Source organism: Cupriavidus sp. FW305-3-2-15-C-LB2 (assembly GCF_058787575.1).
Genome location: NZ_JBYSZW010000035.1, coordinates 26,461 through 42,779, shown reverse-complemented (window position 1 = coordinate 42,779; position 16,319 = coordinate 26,461). Strand labels below are relative to the sequence as shown.

The following is a 16,319-nucleotide window of genomic DNA, read 5'->3' as shown; positions in this document are numbered from 1 at the left end:
AGAATTGACGCTTTCCCGAGAGGAGATGAAATGAAACGTCGTGCCCTGATGCTCGCAACGGCTGCCGCCATTGCCGCTTCCGCCTTCGCCCCCGCCGGCGCAATGGCCCAGACCTACAAGTCCGAGTACAAGATGTCGCTGGTGCTCGGCCCGGCCTTCCCGTGGGGCAAGGGCGGCGAGATCTGGGCCGACCTGGTCAAGCAGCGCACCAACGGCCGCATCAATATCAAGCTGTACCCGGGCACCTCGCTGGTGGCCGGCGACCAGACCCGCGAGTTCTCGGCGATCCGCCAGGGCGTGATCGACATGGCGGTGGGCTCGACCATCAACTGGTCGCCGCAGGTCAGGGAACTGAACCTGTTCTCGCTGCCGTTCCTGATGCCCGACTACAAGGCGCTGGACGCGCTCACGCAGGGCGAAGTCGGCAAGTCGATCTTCGCCACGCTGGAAAAAGCCGGCGTGGTGCCGCTGGCCTGGGGCGAGAATGGCTTCCGCGAGGTGTCCAACTCCAAGCGCGAAATCCGCAAGCCGGAAGACCTCAAGGGCATGAAGCTGCGCGTGGTCGGTTCGCCGCTGTACATCGAGACCTTCAACGCGCTGGGCGCCAACCCGACCCAGATGAGCTGGGCCGATGCGCAGCCGGCGATGGCCTCGGGCGCGGTTGACGGGCAGGAGAACCCGCAGTCGGTGTTCGCCGCCGCCAAGCTGTACACGGTGGGCCAGAAGTTCGTCACCACCTGGGGCTACGTGGCTGACCCGCTGATCTTCGTGGTCAACAAGCAGATCTGGGAAAGCTGGACCCCGGCCGACCGCGAGATCGTGAAGCAGGCCGCCGTCGACGCCGGCAAGCAGGAAATCGCGCTGGCCCGCAAGGGCCTGGCCGAGCCGGGCGCGCCGGCCTGGAAGGACATGGAGGCGCACGGCGTCAAGGTCACGCACCTGACGCCGGCCGAGCATGACGCCTTCCGCAAGGCCACCGCCAAGGTCTACGACAAGTGGAAGAAGCAGATCGGCACCGACCTGGTGACCAAGGCCGAAGGCGCGATCGCCAAGCGCTGAGCCAAGCAGAGGGCCCGCCAGACCCGGCGGGCCTGTTCTTTTGGAGGCTGTGATGAAGCACGTCTATACGGTGGTCATGCCGATCCGCTGGGGCGACATGGATGCCATGGGCCATGTCAACAACACCGTCTACTTCCAGTACCTGGAGCAGGCGCGCATCGAGTGGTTCGCGTCGCTGGGCCGCGGCGGCAAGGATGCACGCGGGCAGGGGCCGGTCATTATCAATGCGCACATGACTTTCCTGAAGCAGCTGCGCTACCCGGGCGACATCGAGTGCCGCGTCTACGCCGGCCAGCTCGGCCGCACCAGCTTCGAGACCCGCATGGAAATCCGCCGCACCGACCAGCCCGACGTGGTCTGGGCCGAGGGCGGGGCCAAGGTGGTGTGGTGCGATTACACGCAGGAGAAGTCGGTGCCGGTGCCGGCAGAGATCCGCGCGATCATCGAGGGCTGATGCCTGCCACGGGGCTCAGTGGTTGACCAGCCGCTGCACCAGGTCCACCGACGTGCTGGCCCCGTACTTCTTCATCAGCCGCGCCCGGTAGATGTCCACCGTGCGCGGGCTGATCGCCAGCAGCTTGCCGATCTGCTTGCTGGTCTTTCCCTCCACCAGCTGCGCCGCGATCTCGCGTTCGCGCGCGGTCAGCTCCGCAGTGACCTGGCGCTTCTGCGACAGATCCTCGAAGGTCCAGATCCCCGCGCCCAGCGGTTGCGTGCGGTCCAGTGCGCGCCCGGTGACATGGCACCAGAACAGCTCGCCGCCGGCGCGCTTCATGATGCGTTCGTCCGAGTACATGCCGCGCTTGCCCATGATCGGCGCGATGCGCGCGCCGGTGCGCTCGAATTCGTCGGCGGTGGGGTAGAGCACCTGGAAGGACTGGCCCAGCAGCGCTTCGCGCGTGGTGCCGAAAATGCGGCAGACCTCCTCGTTGCAGTCCTCGATCACGCGTTCGCGTGACAGCACCAGGCCCACGGGGGCGAGCTGGAAGGCGGTCTGGTAGTCGATTGCGGGCATCTGCTTATGTATTTTTACGTAATGGCGTAGCCGGCTGCGCTTGCGTATGCTGTCGGTCGGACGAGTTGCGGCGACTGTCGCCCGCCTGTTGCCGATTGTACCGTTACAATTTCCCTGCGTCGCCCGCCGCACAACCCGGTGGCGGGAAGAGCGACAGGGAACTACCGAGGAAGGAGCGAAGCATGAACAAGGTCTACGCCAGCGCCGCAGAAGCGCTTGCAGGCGTCGTCCGCGACGGCCAGACGATCGCCGTGGGCGGTTTCGGCCTGTGCGGCATCCCCGAGGCGCTGATTGCCGCGCTGCGCGACAGCGGCGCCAAGCAGCTGACCTGTATCTCCAACAACGCCGGCGTCGATGGCTTCGGCCTGGGCCTGCTGCTGGCCACGCGCCAGATCAGCAAGATGATCTCGTCCTACGTGGGCGAGAACAAGGAGTTCGAGCGCCAGTACCTGGCGGGCGAACTTGAGCTGGAATTCACCCCGCAAGGCACGCTGGCCGAGAAGCTGCGCGCCGGCGGCTCGGGCATCCCGGCCTTCTTCACCAAGACCGGTGTCGGCACCATCGTCGCCGAAGGCAAGGAAATCCGCGAATTCGACGGCCAGCAGTACGTGATGGAGCGTTCGCTGACCGCCGACGTGGCGCTGGTCAAGGCATACAAGGCTGACAAGGCCGGCAACCTGGTGTTCCGCCGCACCGCGCGCAACTTCAACCCGATGTGCGCCATGGCGGGCAAGGTCACCATCGCCGAGGTCGAGCATATCGTCGAGACCGGCGAGCTGGACCCGGATGAAATCCACCTGGCCGGCATCTTCGTGAAGCGCCTGGTGCTGAACACCACCCCCGAGAAACGCATCGAGCAGCGCACCGTGCGCGCGGCCAGCTAAGGAGACGCATCATGGCATGGACACGTGACGAAATGGCCGCGCGCGCCGCGACCGAGCTGCAGGACGGTTTCTACGTCAACCTGGGCATCGGCCTGCCGACGCTGGTGGCCAACTGGGTGCCCGAAGGCATGGAAGTGTGGCTGCAGTCCGAGAACGGACTGCTGGGCATCGGCCCGTTCCCGACCGAGAACGAAGTCGACGCCGACATGATCAACGCCGGCAAGCAAACCGTGACGACGCTGCCGGGCTCGTCGATCTTCTCGTCGGCCGACTCGTTCGCGATGATCCGCGGCGGCCACATCAACCTGGCGATCCTGGGTGCGATGCAGGTCAGCGAAAAGGGCGACCTGGCCAACTGGATGATCCCGGGCAAGATGGTCAAGGGCATGGGCGGCGCGATGGACCTGGTCGCCGGCGTCGGCCGAGTGGTGGTGCTGATGGAACACACCGCCAAGAAGAAGGATGGCACCGAGGACATCAAGATCCTGAAGGACTGCAACCTGCCGCTGACCGGCGTGGGCGTGGTCAACCGCATCATTACCGACCTGGGCGTGATCGACGTGACCGACGAAGGCCTGAAGCTGGTGGAAACGGCTCCGGGTGTCAGCCGCGAGGAAATCCAGGCCAAGACTGGCGCTCCGCTGCTGTAAGCGGGCTGAGCTCCGAAGCCTGGCAGGGCCCCTGAGGTGCGATGCGCCGCAGGGGCTTTTTTGTCGGGTCGCTTCGCTTTGGAATTGCCCGGCCGGGCTACGCCAGCCGGCTGCATTCCCTAGCTCTTCCGGCGAATAGCCCGGCAATATCGCTGCGCACTAAGCTGGCTGCTCTCCGGCAAGGCGCAGACCCTGCCGCCCGGCAGCCGCAGGTCAGCCTGCCTGCTTGTTGTAGCTGGCGAACACCGAAGCGGCGCCATCCGCTTTTACGATTAGCACGTCGAACGGGTCCTTGCGCGGGCCCTGTTCCATGCCGGGCGAGCCGACCGGCATGCCCGGCACGGCCAGGCCGACGGCCTTGGGTTTTGCTGCCAGCAGCTTGCGGATATCCGCCGCCGGCACATGGCCCTCGATGGCGTAGCCGCCGATATACCCGGTGTGGCAGGAGCCAAAGCGTTCCGGCATGCCGAAGCGCTTGCGGTACACGCCGGTGTCCTCGACATCATGCACCGTCACGGTGAAGCCGTTGCTGCGCAGGTGCTTGACCCAATCCTCGCAGCAGCCGCACAGCGGGCTCTTGTAGACGTCGATGGCAAGCGGCTTGGCGGCTTGCGCCAGCGCGCCGGCCACCGGTGCCAGCGCCCCGGCCGAGACCGCGCCCAGCGCCAGCGCGCGCAGGAAACTGCGTCGTTGCATCGTTTGCTCCTTACTGCGCCACCCAGCCGCCGTCCATATTCCAGATCGCGCCGCGGACCTGGCGGGCCGCTTCGGACGACAGGAACACGGCCAGCGCGCCCAGCTCATCGGGCGTGACGAACTGTCCCGAGGGTTGTTTCTCCAGCACCAGCTCGCGCTTGGCCTGTTCCACCGGAATGCCTTCCTTCTGCGCGCGGGCTTCGACCTGCTTCTGCACCAGTGGCGTCAGCACCCAGCCCGGGCAGATCGCGTTGGCGGTGACGCCGGTCTGCGCGGTTTCCAGCGCGGTCACCTTGGTGAAGCCGACGATGCCGTGCTTGGCCGCCACGTAGGCGGACTTCTGCGCCGAGGCCACCAGCCCGTGGGTGGAGGCGACATTGATGATGCGGCCCCAGTCCTTCTGCTTCATGCCGGGCAGCGCCAGGCGCGTGGTGTGGAAGGCCGAGGTCAGGTTGATGGCGATGATCGCGTCCCAGCGCTCGGGCGGGAAATCCTCGATCGCGGCCACGTGCTGGATGCCGGCGTTGTTGACCAGGATGTCGGCGCCGCCGAAGTCGGACTGCGCGTAGCGCATCATGTCTTCGATCTCGGCCGCCTTGCTCATGTCGGCGCCGTGGTAGCCGACCCGGATCCCCTGGCCGGCCTGCGCGATTTCTGCCTTTGCGGCGTCCGCGTCACCAAAGCCGTTGACGATGATGTTGGCGCCCTGGGCCGCCAGCGCTTTCGCGATGCCGAGCCCGATGCCGCTGGTCGAGCCAGTCACCAGTGCGGTCTTGCCGTTGAGCATGTAAGCCTCCGTCGAGAGAAAGGAATGCCACAGAAAGGTTGCCACAGGGTTGGCGGAGCGCGCCGTGGCGGTGCGCGGCCGCGCACGCGGGACGCTGACACTGTGCTGTGGCATTGTACCCGCTGCGGCGTACAATCCAGCTTTGCTCAACCTCCGGCAGCGCCGTCTTTTTGCGGTCCGCGGTCCGGTTCGTCAGGGAGTCCAGATGTCTGCCAGTCCGCGTCTCGGTTTTGTCCAGTGCATCAGTCCGGCGGGCCTGCACCGCATGGCCTACCACGAGTGGGGCGACCCCGCCAATCCGCGCGTGCTGGTGTGCGCGCATGGGCTGACGCGCACCGGCCGCGACTTCGACACCGTCGCCAGCGCGCTGTGCGGCGACTACCGCGTGGTCTGCCCCGATGTGGCCGGGCGCGGCCGCTCGGAATGGCTGGCCGATGCCAACGGCTACGTGGTGCCGCAGTATGTGTCCGACATGGTCACGCTGATTGCGCGGCTCAACGTGGAGAAGGTGGACTGGTTCGGCACCTCGATGGGCGGGCTGATCGGCATGGGCCTGGCCGGGCTGCCGAAGTCGCCGGTGCGCAAGCTGCTGCTCAACGACGTGGGCCCGAAGCTGGCGCCGTCGGCGGTGGAACGGATCGGCGCCTACCTGGGGCTGCCGGTGCGCTTCAAGACCTTCGAGGAAGGCCTGGCCTACCTGCAAACCATCAGCGCATCGTTCGGCCGCCATACGCCCGAGCAGTGGCGCGAGCTCAACGCCGCCATCCTGAAACCGGTGCAGGGCACGGACGGCCTGGAATGGGGCTTGCATTACGATCCGCAGCTGGCGGTGCCGTTCCGCAAATCCACGCCCGAGGCCATTGCTGCCGGCGAGGCCGCGCTCTGGCGCAGCTTCGAGGCCATCGAAGGCCCGGTGCTGGTGGTGCGCGGCGCGCAGTCGGACCTGCTGCTGCGCGAGACCGTGGCCGAAATGGTGGCGCGCGGCAAGCATGTGAGTTCGGTGGAAGTGCCCGACGTGGGCCATGCCCCGACCTTTGTCGATCCGGCGCAGATTGCGATCGCCCGGCAGTTCTTTACCGGGGCCTGATGGCATCGCATGCCGGCCCTGTTTTTATCAGTCAACGCATTGTCATGAGTAACCTTGAACTGAAGCGTGCCCATGTGGGCAAGCGGTTGTCCGAATACGCGGTCTATAACGGCGTGGTGTATCTCGCCGGTCAGGTGCCCGAGGTCGATCCCAAGGCCGATATCCGCGGCCAGACGCGCGAGGTCCTCGGCCATATCGACCGGCTGCTGGCCGAGGCCGGCAGCGACAAGACCCGCATCCTGTCGTGCCAGATCTTCCTGACCAATGTCGACCAGATCGGCGAGATGAACGAGGTCTGGGACGCCTGGGTGCCGCAAGGCAACACGCCCCCGCGCGCCACTGTCGAAGCCCGTCTGGCCAATCCCGATTACCTGATCGAAGTGGTGGTGACCGCTGCGCTCAACTGATGCAGGCGTTGTGACATGGTGACGTCCACCGACCTGACCGGTCGGGTCGCGGGCATTCCGGATGCCGAACTGGTCGAACGCGCACTGGCCTACGTGCGCGAGCATGGTGCCGAGGTAGCGCTGCCCACCGGCGAGACCGTGCTGTCGCACGCGCAGGGCATGCTGCGCATTCTCGACGGCCTGCGCGTCGACGACGCCGCGCGGGCCGCCGCCTGCCTGTTCGGGCTGGTGGCCTTCGTGCCCGGTACCGAGGCCGAGATCGCACCGCGCTTTGGAGACGAGGTGGCACGGCTGGTCGACGGTGTGCGGCAGCTGCTGCGCATCGGTGCCATCGCCGGCAGCCGCCCCGAGGCCGAGCCGGCCGCGCCGTCCAAGAACGAAGCGCAGGCGCGCCACGAACAGGTCGAGGCGCTGCGCAAGATGCTGCTGGCGTTTGCGCAGGACATCCGCGTGGTGCTGGTGCGCCTGGCCTCGCGGCTGCAGACCCTGCGCTGGCTGGCCGAGACCAAGCAGGCGCCGCAGCCGGGCGTGGCGCGCGAAACGCTGGACATCTACGCGCCGCTGGCCAATCGCCTTGGTATCTGGCAGATGAAGTGGGAGCTGGAGGACCTGGCGTTCCGCTTCGAGCAGCCCGATACCTACAAGCGCATCGCCAAACTGCTGGACGAGAAGCGCATCGAGCGCGAAGGCTATATCGGCGGCGCCATCGAACGGCTGCAGTCCGAGCTGGCGACCGCCGGCATCCGTGCCGAGGTCAGCGGGCGGCCCAAGCATATCTACAGCATCTGGAAGAAGATGCGCGGCAAGGAGCTGGATTTTGCCGACCTGTACGATGTGCGCGCCTTCCGCGTGATCGTCGACGATATCAAGGACTGCTACACGGTGCTCGGTATCGTCCACCATATCTGGCAGCCGATCCCGCGCGAGTTCGACGACTACATCTCGCGGCCCAAGGCCAACGGCTACAAGTCGCTGCATACGGTGGTGATCGGCGATGACGGGCGCGCCTTCGAGGTGCAGATCCGCACCCACGAGATGCACCACTTCGCGGAATACGGCGTGGCCGCGCACTGGCGCTACAAGGAAGCGGGCAGCCGCGGCTATGCCGGGCAGTTCTCCGCCAGCGAACGCTATGACGAGAAGATTGCCTGGCTGCGCCAGCTGCTGGCGTGGAAGGACGATGCCGACCACAGCGTGGCGCACGACGAATCGTGGGAGCAGATCAAGCACGCCGCGATCGACGACCACATCTACGTGCTGACGCCGCAGGCGCGCGTGGTAGCGCTGCCGCAGGGCGCCACCGCGGTGGACTTTGCCTACTACCTGCACAGCGACCTCGGCCACCGCTGCCGCGGCGCGCGCGTGGACGGCACCATGGTGCCGCTGAACACGCCGCTGAAGAACGGCCAGACCGTGGAGATCATCGCGGTCAAGCAGGGCGGACCGTCGCGCGACTGGCTCAACGCGGACCTGGGCTACCTGGCCAGCAGCCGCGCGCGGGCCAAGGTGCGGGCCTGGTTCAATGCGCTCGATTCGCAGGAGACCATCGCCCAGGGCCGCGTGCTGATCGACAAGACCCTGCAGCGCGAAGGCAAGACCGCGGTCAAGCTGGAAGACCTGGCCACGCGGCTGGGCTTCAAGACGCCGGAGGACCTGTTTGCGGCAGTGGCCAAGGACGAGTTCAGTCTGCGCCACGTGGAGCACGCGCTGCGACACCCGGAGGGCGAGATCCAGGCGCCGCTGAGCGAGGAAGACGCTGTCACCAAGAAAAGCCGCGCCACCAGCGTGGCGCGCGGCGCCAAGAGCGGCGTGCTGGTGGTGGGGGTGGATTCGCTGATGACGCAGATGTCGCGCTGCTGCAAGCCGGCGCCGCCGGACGACATCGTCGGCTTTGTCACGCGCGGGCGCGGGGTGTCGATCCATCGGCGCAGCTGCCACACCTTCCAGCAACTGGCCGGGCGCGCGCCGGAGCGGGTGATCCAGACCGAGTGGGGCCAGAAGAGCCACGCCGCGGTCTATCCGGTCGATATCCATGTCGAGGCGATCGATCGCCAGGGGCTGCTGCGCGATATCTCCGAAGTGCTGTCGCGCGAGAAGATCAATGTCACCGGCGTCAAGACGCTCTCCAGCAAGGGCGTTGCGCGCATGCAGTTCACTGCCGAAGTGTCCGAGGCTACGCAGCTGCAGCGCGCGCTGCAGTTGATCGAAGACGTCCAGGGGGTGTTGCAGGCGAAAAGAAAGTGATGCTATACTTGCGGCTTCGCTAGGCTCGTAGCTCAGCTGGTTAGAGCACCACCTTGACATGGTGGGGGTCGTTGGTTCGAGTCCAATCGAGCCTACCAACGAATTGCAGTAAAGCAGTAAAAGAAGTGTGGCAAGTCCGATTCAACCCCATACGGAACGGAAGCGCATCATGGTTATGACACCGCGAACTACTACCGCTGGCAAGCGACAGTAGTCGAGGTGCGCCTTCGACCCGGTTGGATCGGGTTTGACAAAGAGAAACGCGGCCTTGGCCGCGTTTTTTTTCGTCTGTCGCCTGTCAGCGTCCTGATAAGCTGCCGCGTTTCCGGTGCGGCAGGGCAGGGCAGCAAAGAATAAATCGCCGGTCCCGCAGGCATGCAGGGCCGGTGCCACAAGATGCAGTTTGATCCGCTCGGGCGAGGCGCAAGACGCCGCCGGCGGAATCCTGGAGAGTCGAAATGATCGCAATCACGCTGCCGGATGGGTCCCGCCGCGAGTTTCCCGGCCCGGTGACGGTTGCCGAAGTGGCGCAGGGCATCGGTGCTGGCCTGGCCAAGGCCGCGCTGGCCGGCAAGGTGGACGGCCAACTGGTCGACACGAGCTACAGGATCGACCGCGATGCCGAGCTGGCCATCGTCACGGACAAGGACGCCGATGGCGTCGATGTGATCCGCCACTCCACGGCGCACTTGCTGGCCTATGCCGTCAAGGAGCTCTATCCGGAAGCGCAGGTGACGATCGGCCCGGTGATCGAAAACGGCTTCTACTACGACTTTGCCTACAAGCGTCCCTTCACGCCCGAAGACCTGGCCGCCATCGAGAAGAAGATGACGGAACTCGCCCGCAAGGACGAGAAGGTCGTGCGCGAAGTATGGAACCGCGACGAAGCGGTGGCGCTGTTCGAGTCGATGGGCGAGAAGTACAAGGCCGAGATCATCGCCTCGATCCCCGCCGACCAGGAAATCGGCTTGTACCGTGAAGGCAGCTTCGTCGACCTGTGCCGTGGCCCGCACGTGCCGTCCACGGGCAAGCTGAAGGTCTTCAAGCTGATGAAGGTGGCCGGCGCCTACTGGCGCGGCGACGCCAACAATGAGATGCTCCAGCGCATCTACGGCACGGCCTGGGCCAGGAAGGAAGACCAGGAAGCCTACCTGCACATGCTGGAAGAGGCCGAGAAGCGCGACCACCGCAAGCTGGGCAAGACGCTCGACCTGTTCCACCTGCAGGAAGAGGCGCCCGGCATGGTGTTCTGGCACCCGAAGGGCTGGCAGGTGTGGCAGGCCGTCGAGCAGTACATGCGCGGCCGCCTGACGGACGCCGGCTACGATGAGGTTCGTACGCCGCAGGTGATGGATCGTTCGCTTTGGGAAAAGTCCGGCCACTGGCAGAACTACAAGGAGAATATGTTCGTCACGGAGTCGGAGAAGCGCGACTACGCGATCAAGCCGATGAACTGCCCGGGCCATGTGCAGATCTTCAACCACGGCCTGCGTTCGTACCGCGACCTGCCGCTGCGCCTGGCCGAGTTCGGCGCCTGCCACCGCAACGAGCCGTCGGGCGCGCTGCACGGGCTGATGCGCGTGCGCGGCTTTGTGCAGGATGATGCGCACATCTTCTGCACGGAAGAGCAGATCGTGGCGGAGGCCAAGGCCTTCAACGAACTGGCGTTCTCGGTCTACGACGACTTCGGCTTCAAGGATGTGAAGGTCAAGCTGTCGCTGCGCCCGGACCAGCGTGCCGGCTCCGACGAGATCTGGGATCACGCCGAAGAGGGCCTGCGCCTGGCGCTGCGCGCCTGCGGCGTGGATTGGGAGGAGCTGCCGGGCGAGGGCGCGTTCTACGGCCCCAAGGTCGAGTACCACATCAAGGACGCGATCGGCCGCTCGTGGCAGTGCGGCACGCTGCAGCTTGACCTGGTGCTGCCGGAGCGCCTGGATGCCGAATACGTCTCCGAGGACAATTCGCGCAAGCGCCCGGTGATGCTGCACCGGGCCATCCTGGGCTCGTTCGAGCGTTTCCTGGGCATCCTGCTGGAAAACCACGCCGGTGCGCTGCCGGCCTGGCTGGCCCCGGAGCAGGTGGTGGTCATGAATATTGCGGATTCGCAGGCGGAATACGCCGAAAGCGTCGTGCAATTGCTGCAAAAACAAGGGTTTAGGGCCAAGGCTGATTTGCGTAATGAGAAAATTACGTATAAAATCCGCGAGCATTCGCTTCAAAAGGTTCCCTACCTGCTGGTAGTGGGCGACAAGGAGCGGGATGCCAGTCAAGTGGCCGTGCGTGCCCGTGGCAACGTGGATCTGGGTGTGATGCCCGTCTCCGCGTTTGTTGAGCGTCTGAAAAACGACGTCGCCAGCAAAGCCTGATGGGTGGTGAGCACGGCTTGTTTTTTTGTCTTCTTGAGGTAACGCAACATCGCTACGGACAAAGGTCATCGCATCAACCGGGAAATCAGCGCGCCTGAGCTGCGCCTGGTAGGGGTTGATAACGAACAGCTCGGCATCGTCAAGTTCATGGACGCGCTCCGGCTGGCTGAAGATAAGGACTTGGACCTGGTCGAGATCGCGCCGAACGCGGTTCCGCCCGTCGCCCGGATCATGGATTACGGGAAGTTCAAGTACGAGGAAGCCAAGCGCGCCCACGAGGCGAAGCTGAAGCAGAAAATCATCCAGGTCAAGGAAGTCAAGTTCCGGCCGGGTACGGATGATGGCGACTACAACGTCAAGCTGCGCAACCTGAAGCGCTTCCTGGAAGACGGCGACAAGACCAAGATCACGCTGCGGTTCCGTGGTCGCGAGATGGCGCACCAGGAAATCGGCGCGCGCATGCTCGAACGCCTGAAGGCGGACCTGGAAGAAATCGGCCAGGTCGAGCAGATGCCGAAGATGGAAGGGCGCCAGATGGTGATGGTGCTCGCCCCCAAGAAGAAGAAGTAATTCCTGCGCGGTGCAGCGGCCGGGATGCCAGGCATCCCGGCGTTGCTTCGTGCGGAAGTCGCGCGCGGTCCGCAAGGGCCGCTGTGCAACAACAAGTGGATGCGGGTCTTGCAAGCGTCGGCGTGAGCCGTCCACCTGCATGCATGTCATATGAGCTGGAGTTTTTCATGCCGAAGATGAAGACGAAGAAAAGCGCCTCCAAGCGCTTTACTGCACGTCCGAACGGTTCGTTCAAGCGTGGCCAGGCCTTCAAGCGTCACATCCTGACCAAGAAGACCACCAAGAACAAGCGTCAACTGCGCGGTACTCAGGACGTCCATGAGACGAACCTGAAGTCGGTGCGCGCGATGATGCCTTACGCATAACCCCTGACGAAAACGAAAGGAGAATTACATGCCTCGAGTAAAGCGTGGGGTCACTGCACGGGCCCGTCACAAGAAAGTCATCGACGCTGCCAAGGGTTACCGCGGCCGTCGCAATAATGTCTACCGCATCGCCAAGCAGGCGGTCATGCGTGCTGGCCAGTACGCATACCGCGATCGCCGCAACAAGAAGCGCGTGTTCCGCGCCCTGTGGATTGCGCGTATCAATGCCGCGACGCGTGAGCATGGCATGACCTACAGCGTGTTCATGAACGGTCTGAAGAAGGCCTCGATTGAACTGGACCGCAAGGTGCTGTCGGACATGGCTATTCACGACAAGCCTGCCTTTGCCGCCATCGTCAACCAGGTGAAAGCCACCGTTGCCTGATGCCGGCTGCGGCAGCGCGTAAGCGCTGCCGGGCAAGCACCGACCGCAAGGTCGACCGCCGACTGCAAGGTCCGCTGAAACGGGGCTCCTCACCGAGCCCCGTTTTTATTTCGAATGCCGTTTCAGTTGCCGCTATCCGGTTGCCGAGACCGCATTCGAAACGAACACCGCACGTAGTGCCAACCCACGTCGGACCGGTGCGTACCGGCCCCGACGCCAAAAATCCCACGACCGCCGCCATGTCTCAGGATCTGGATCAAATTGTCGCCGATGCCCAGGCCGCCTTCGCTGCTGCCAACGACAACGCCACGCTGGAAAACGAAAAGGCCCGCTTCCTGGGCAAGACCGGCGCGCTGACCGAACTGCTCAAGGGCCTCGGCAAGCTCGACCCGGAAACCCGCAAGACGGAAGGCGCCCGCATCAACCAGATCAAGCAGCAGGTTGAAGCCGCACTGCAGGCACGCCGCCAGGCGCTGGCCGATGCGCTGATGAACGCGCGCCTGGCCGCCGAGGCCATCGACGTCACGCTGCCTGGCCGTGCGGTCAGCCGCGGCAGCCTGCACCCGGTGATGCGCACGTGGGAGCGCGTCGAGCAGATCTTCGGCTCGATCGGTTTCGATGTGGCCGACGGCCCCGAGATCGAGACCGACTGGATGAACTTCACCGCGCTGAACAATCCGGACAACCATCCGGCGCGTTCGATGCAGGACACGTTCTACGTGGATGGCCGCGACAGCGAAGACAAGCTGTTGCTGCTGCGCACGCATACCAGTCCGATGCAGGTCCGCTACGCCAAGATGCATGTCGAGAAGTACGCCGGCAAGGCGATGCCGCCGATCAAGGTGATCTGCCCGGGCCGTACCTACCGTGTCGACAGCGACGCCACGCACTCGCCGATGTTCAACCAGGTCGAAGGCCTGTGGATCGGCGAGGACGTCAGCTTTGCCGACCTGAAGGGCGTGTACACAGACTTCCTGCGCAAGTTCTTCGAGCGCGATGACATCCAGGTGCGCTTCCGCCCGTCGTACTTCCCGTTCACCGAGCCGTCGGCGGAGATCGACATGGCCTTCGGCAATGGCAAGTGGCTGGAGATCTCCGGTTCGGGCCAGGTGCATCCGAACGTGCTGCGCAACATGGGCCTCGATCCCGAGCGCTATATCGGTTTCGCGTTCGGCTCCGGCCTGGAGCGCCTGACCATGCTGCGCTATGGCATCAACGACCTGCGCCTGTTCTTCGAGGGCGACGTGCGCTTCCTGCGCCAGTTCGCCTGACGCGCCGCCGTCCCCTCGTCAACGACCACACAGAATACTTACCGGATCAGAAGCGCCATGCAATTCTCGGAATCCTGGCTTCGCACCTTCGCCAACCCTGAAAAGATCTCCACCGACGCGCTGTCGCACACGCTGACCATGGCCGGCCTGGAAGTGGAAGAAGTGGGCTCGGTCGCGCCGCCGTTCGACAAGGTGGTGGTCGCGCGCGTGCTGTCGACCGAGCGCCATCCCAATGCCGACCGCCTCAACGTGTGCCAGGTCGATGCCGGCACCGGCGAGACCCTGCAGATCGTCTGCGGCGCGCCCAACGTCAAGCCCGGCATTCTGGTGCCGTGCGCACTGGTCGGCGCCGTGCTGCCGCCGTCCGAGGATGGCGGCAAGCCGTTCGAGATCAAGATCGGCAAGCTGCGCGGCGTGGACAGCTACGGCATGCTGTGCTCGGCGCGCGAACTCAAGCTGTCGGAGGACCACGGTGGCCTGATGGTGCTGCCGGAAGACGCGCCGGTCGGCCAGGATATCCGCCAGTACCTCGACCTGGACGACCAGGTCTTTGTCATCAAGCTGACGCCGAACAAGGCCGACTGCCTGTCGATCCACGGCGTGGCGCGCGAAGTGTCGGCGCTGACCGGTGCCGCGCTGAACCTGCCGGAGATGAAGCCGGTGCCGGTGACGATCCAGGACAAGCTGCCGGTCAAGGTATCGGCGCCGGACCTGTGCGGCCGCTTCTCCGGTCGCGTGATCCGCGGCGTGAATGCGCGCGCGGCCACGCCGGCATGGATGGTGCAGCGCCTGGAGCGCTCGGGCCAGCGCAGTGTTTCCGCGCTGGTCGATATCTCGAACTACGTGATGCTGGAACTGGGCCGTCCGTCGCACGTGTTCGATCTGAGCAAGATCCACGGCGGCCTCGACGTGCGCTGGGGCCGCAAGGGCGAGCAGATCAAGCTGCTCAACGGCAATACCATCGAGGTCGACGAGCAGGTCGGCGTGATCGCCGATGACAAGGAGATCGAAAGCCTGGCCGGTATCATGGGCGGCGACAGCACCGCCGTGACGCTGGACACCACGGACATCTATCTCGAGGCCGCATTCTGGTGGCCCGCCGCGATCCAGGGCCGTGGCCGCCGCTACAACTTCTCGACCGATGCCGGACACCGCTTCGAGCGCGGCGTGGACTACGCCACCACGGTCGAACATATCGAGCGCATCACCGCGCTGATCCTCGAGATCTGCGGCGGCCAGGCCGGCCCGGTGGACGACCACGTGGTCAACCTGCCGCAGCGCAAGCCGGTCAGCCTGCGCGTGGCGCGCGCCGAGCGCGTGCTGGGCATCGAGCTGTCGTCTGCAGCCATCGCCGATGTATTCCAGCGCCTGCAGCTGCCGTTCACACGCACCCAGGGCGCCGAGGGCGAGGTGTTTGAAGTCACGCCGCCGAGCTACCGCTTCGATATCGAGATCGAGGAAGACCTGATCGAGGAAGTGGCCCGCATCTATGGTTTCGAGCGCATTCCGGCACGTCCGCCGATCGCCGAGAGCGAGATGCGCCCGACCAACGAGGCCCGCCGCTCCAGCCACGTGGTGCGCCACGCCGTGGCCGCGCGCGATTACCAGGAAGTCATCAACTTCGCCTTCGTCGAAGAGAAGTGGGAGCGCGACTTCGCCGCCAACGACAACCCGATCCGCCTGCTGAACCCGATCGCCAGCCAGCTGGCGGTGATGCGCTCGACGCTGATCGGCGGCCTGGTCGACAAGGTGCGCTACAACCTGAACCGCAAGGCTGCGCGCGTGCGCCTGTTCGAGGTGGGCCGCGTGTTCCATCGCGACGCCAGCGTGAAGGATGGCGGCCTGACGGTGGCCGGCTACGATCAGCCGATGATGGCCGCGGGCATTGCCTATGGCCCGGCGTTCGAAGAGCAGTGGGGCATCCCCGCGCGCAACGTCGACTTCTTCGACATCAAGGGCGATGTCGAGGCACTGTTCCATCCGCGCGTGCCGCGCTTCGAGCCGGTGTCGCACCCGGCGCTGCACCCGGGCCGCGCCGCGCGCGTGCTGCTCGACGGCAAGGCCGTGGGCGTGGTCGGCGAGTTGCATCCGCGCTGGCTGCAGGAATACGAGCTGACGCATGCCCCGGTAGTGTTCGAACTGGCGCTTGACGCGCTGCGCGACACCGGCCTGCCGTTGTACACCGAGATCTCCAAGTTCCCGGCCGCCGTGCGCGACCTGGCCGTGGTCGTGAAGCAATCGGTGCGCGTGCAGGACCTGCTCGACGCCATGCGCGCGGCACTGGAAAAGCAGGGCTACGGCCGCTACTGCCAGAGCCTGGTGGTGTTCGACGAGTTCCGTCCCAAGGGCGCTTCCGCTGCCATTGGCGCGGACGAGAAAAGCCTTGCGTTCCGGGTGACCTTGCAAGATACTGGGTCGACCCTCCAGGACGAAACCGTCGACAGCGCAGTGCGCTGCATGGTCGACGCGCTGACAGAGGCCTTCCAGGCCCGGCTGCGCGGCTAAGCCATCGCCAGTACGCAACAAGTACGCG

General features: G+C 65.2%; 16 protein-coding genes and 1 tRNA gene. 14 read left to right on the top strand and 3 right to left on the bottom strand.

What is annotated here, in order from left to right:
• Window positions 1-30: 30 nt before the first annotated feature.
• Both AC3WRR_RS23205 and AC3WRR_RS23200 read left to right on the top strand, forming a co-directional pair.
• Window positions 31-1,059, top strand: a complete 1,029-nt coding sequence (locus tag AC3WRR_RS23205; RefSeq protein ID WP_011615002.1) for a DctP family TRAP transporter solute-binding subunit — start codon at window positions 31-33, stop codon at window positions 1,057-1,059.
• A 52-nt stretch (window positions 1,060-1,111) separates the two neighbouring features.
• Window positions 1,112-1,513, top strand: coding sequence for an acyl-CoA thioesterase (locus AC3WRR_RS23200; protein ID WP_010813112.1), 402 nt, complete (start codon window positions 1,112-1,114; stop codon window positions 1,511-1,513).
• 15 nt (window positions 1,514-1,528) lie between these two features.
• Here AC3WRR_RS23200 and AC3WRR_RS23195 read toward each other — a convergent pair whose 3' ends face one another.
• Window positions 1,529-2,074: a PAS and helix-turn-helix domain-containing protein gene (locus tag AC3WRR_RS23195; protein WP_010813111.1), complete on the bottom strand. Its 546-nt coding sequence runs from the start codon at window positions 2,072-2,074 to the stop codon at window positions 1,529-1,531.
• 182 nt (window positions 2,075-2,256) lie between these two features.
• Here AC3WRR_RS23195 and AC3WRR_RS23190 point away from each other — a divergent pair, with 182 nt between their 5' ends.
• Complete coding sequence (locus AC3WRR_RS23190) at window positions 2,257-2,958, top strand: CoA transferase subunit A (RefSeq protein WP_011615003.1); 702 nt, start codon at window positions 2,257-2,259, stop codon at window positions 2,956-2,958.
• Between the two features lie 11 nt (window positions 2,959-2,969).
• The gene (locus AC3WRR_RS23185; protein ID WP_492298238.1) at window positions 2,970-3,608 is read left to right on the top strand and encodes a CoA transferase subunit B; all 639 of its coding nucleotides are present in this window, start codon (window positions 2,970-2,972) and stop codon (window positions 3,606-3,608) included.
• A gap of 213 nt (window positions 3,609-3,821) precedes the next feature.
• Here the strand turns inward: AC3WRR_RS23185 and AC3WRR_RS23180 are convergent, their stop codons facing one another.
• Both AC3WRR_RS23180 and AC3WRR_RS23175 read right to left on the bottom strand, forming a co-directional pair.
• Complete coding sequence (locus tag AC3WRR_RS23180; RefSeq protein ID WP_010813108.1) at window positions 3,822-4,304, bottom strand: DUF411 domain-containing protein; 483 nt, start codon at window positions 4,302-4,304, stop codon at window positions 3,822-3,824.
• Window positions 4,305-4,314: 10 nt separating this feature from the next.
• Entirely contained in the window at window positions 4,315-5,091 is a 777-nt protein-coding gene (locus AC3WRR_RS23175; RefSeq protein ID WP_010813107.1) for a 3-hydroxybutyrate dehydrogenase, read from the bottom strand.
• 205 nt (window positions 5,092-5,296) lie between these two features.
• Between AC3WRR_RS23175 and phaZc the strand changes: the two genes are divergently transcribed.
• The 10 genes from phaZc to pheT all read left to right on the top strand — a co-directional run bounded on the left by phaZc (window position 5,297) and on the right by pheT (window position 16,291).
• Entirely contained in the window at window positions 5,297-6,178 is an 882-nt protein-coding gene (gene phaZc, locus AC3WRR_RS23170; RefSeq protein ID WP_492293281.1) for a 3-hydroxybutyrate-oligomer hydrolase PhaZc, read from the top strand.
• Window positions 6,179-6,222: 44 nt separating this feature from the next.
• Complete coding sequence (locus AC3WRR_RS23165) at window positions 6,223-6,585, top strand: RidA family protein (RefSeq protein ID WP_010813105.1); 363 nt, start codon at window positions 6,223-6,225, stop codon at window positions 6,583-6,585.
• Window positions 6,586-6,600: 15 nt separating this feature from the next.
• Window positions 6,601-8,829: a RelA/SpoT family protein gene (locus AC3WRR_RS23160; RefSeq protein ID WP_010813104.1), complete on the top strand. Its 2,229-nt coding sequence runs from the start codon at window positions 6,601-6,603 to the stop codon at window positions 8,827-8,829.
• Window positions 8,830-8,850: 21 nt separating this feature from the next.
• Window positions 8,851-8,927: transfer RNA gene (locus AC3WRR_RS23155), tRNA-Val, on the top strand.
• Window positions 8,928-9,287: 360 nt separating this feature from the next.
• Window positions 9,288-11,195 carry a threonine--tRNA ligase gene (thrS, locus tag AC3WRR_RS23150; RefSeq protein WP_011615007.1) on the top strand — a complete coding sequence of 636 codons (1,908 nt, stop codon included), beginning with the start codon at window positions 9,288-9,290 and terminating at the stop codon, window positions 11,193-11,195.
• A gap of 48 nt (window positions 11,196-11,243) precedes the next feature.
• Window positions 11,244-11,765 (top strand): translation initiation factor IF-3, encoded by a 522-nt coding sequence (infC, locus tag AC3WRR_RS23145; protein ID WP_078195944.1) that lies wholly within the window; start codon window positions 11,244-11,246, stop codon window positions 11,763-11,765.
• Window positions 11,766-11,932: 167 nt separating this feature from the next.
• Window positions 11,933-12,130, top strand: a complete 198-nt coding sequence (gene rpmI / locus AC3WRR_RS23140; RefSeq protein WP_006575466.1) for a 50S ribosomal protein L35 — start codon at window positions 11,933-11,935, stop codon at window positions 12,128-12,130.
• A 28-nt stretch (window positions 12,131-12,158) separates the two neighbouring features.
• Window positions 12,159-12,515, top strand: coding sequence for a 50S ribosomal protein L20 (gene rplT / locus AC3WRR_RS23135; RefSeq protein WP_008650487.1), 357 nt, complete (start codon window positions 12,159-12,161; stop codon window positions 12,513-12,515).
• Between the two features lie 239 nt (window positions 12,516-12,754).
• Window positions 12,755-13,786, top strand: coding sequence for a phenylalanine--tRNA ligase subunit alpha (pheS, locus tag AC3WRR_RS23130; protein WP_010813101.1), 1,032 nt, complete (start codon window positions 12,755-12,757; stop codon window positions 13,784-13,786).
• A 57-nt stretch (window positions 13,787-13,843) separates the two neighbouring features.
• On the top strand, window positions 13,844-16,291 hold the full coding sequence (pheT, locus tag AC3WRR_RS23125; protein ID WP_492298236.1) for a phenylalanine--tRNA ligase subunit beta: 2,448 nt from the start codon (window positions 13,844-13,846) through the stop codon (window positions 16,289-16,291).
• Window positions 16,292-16,319 lie beyond the last annotated feature (28 nt).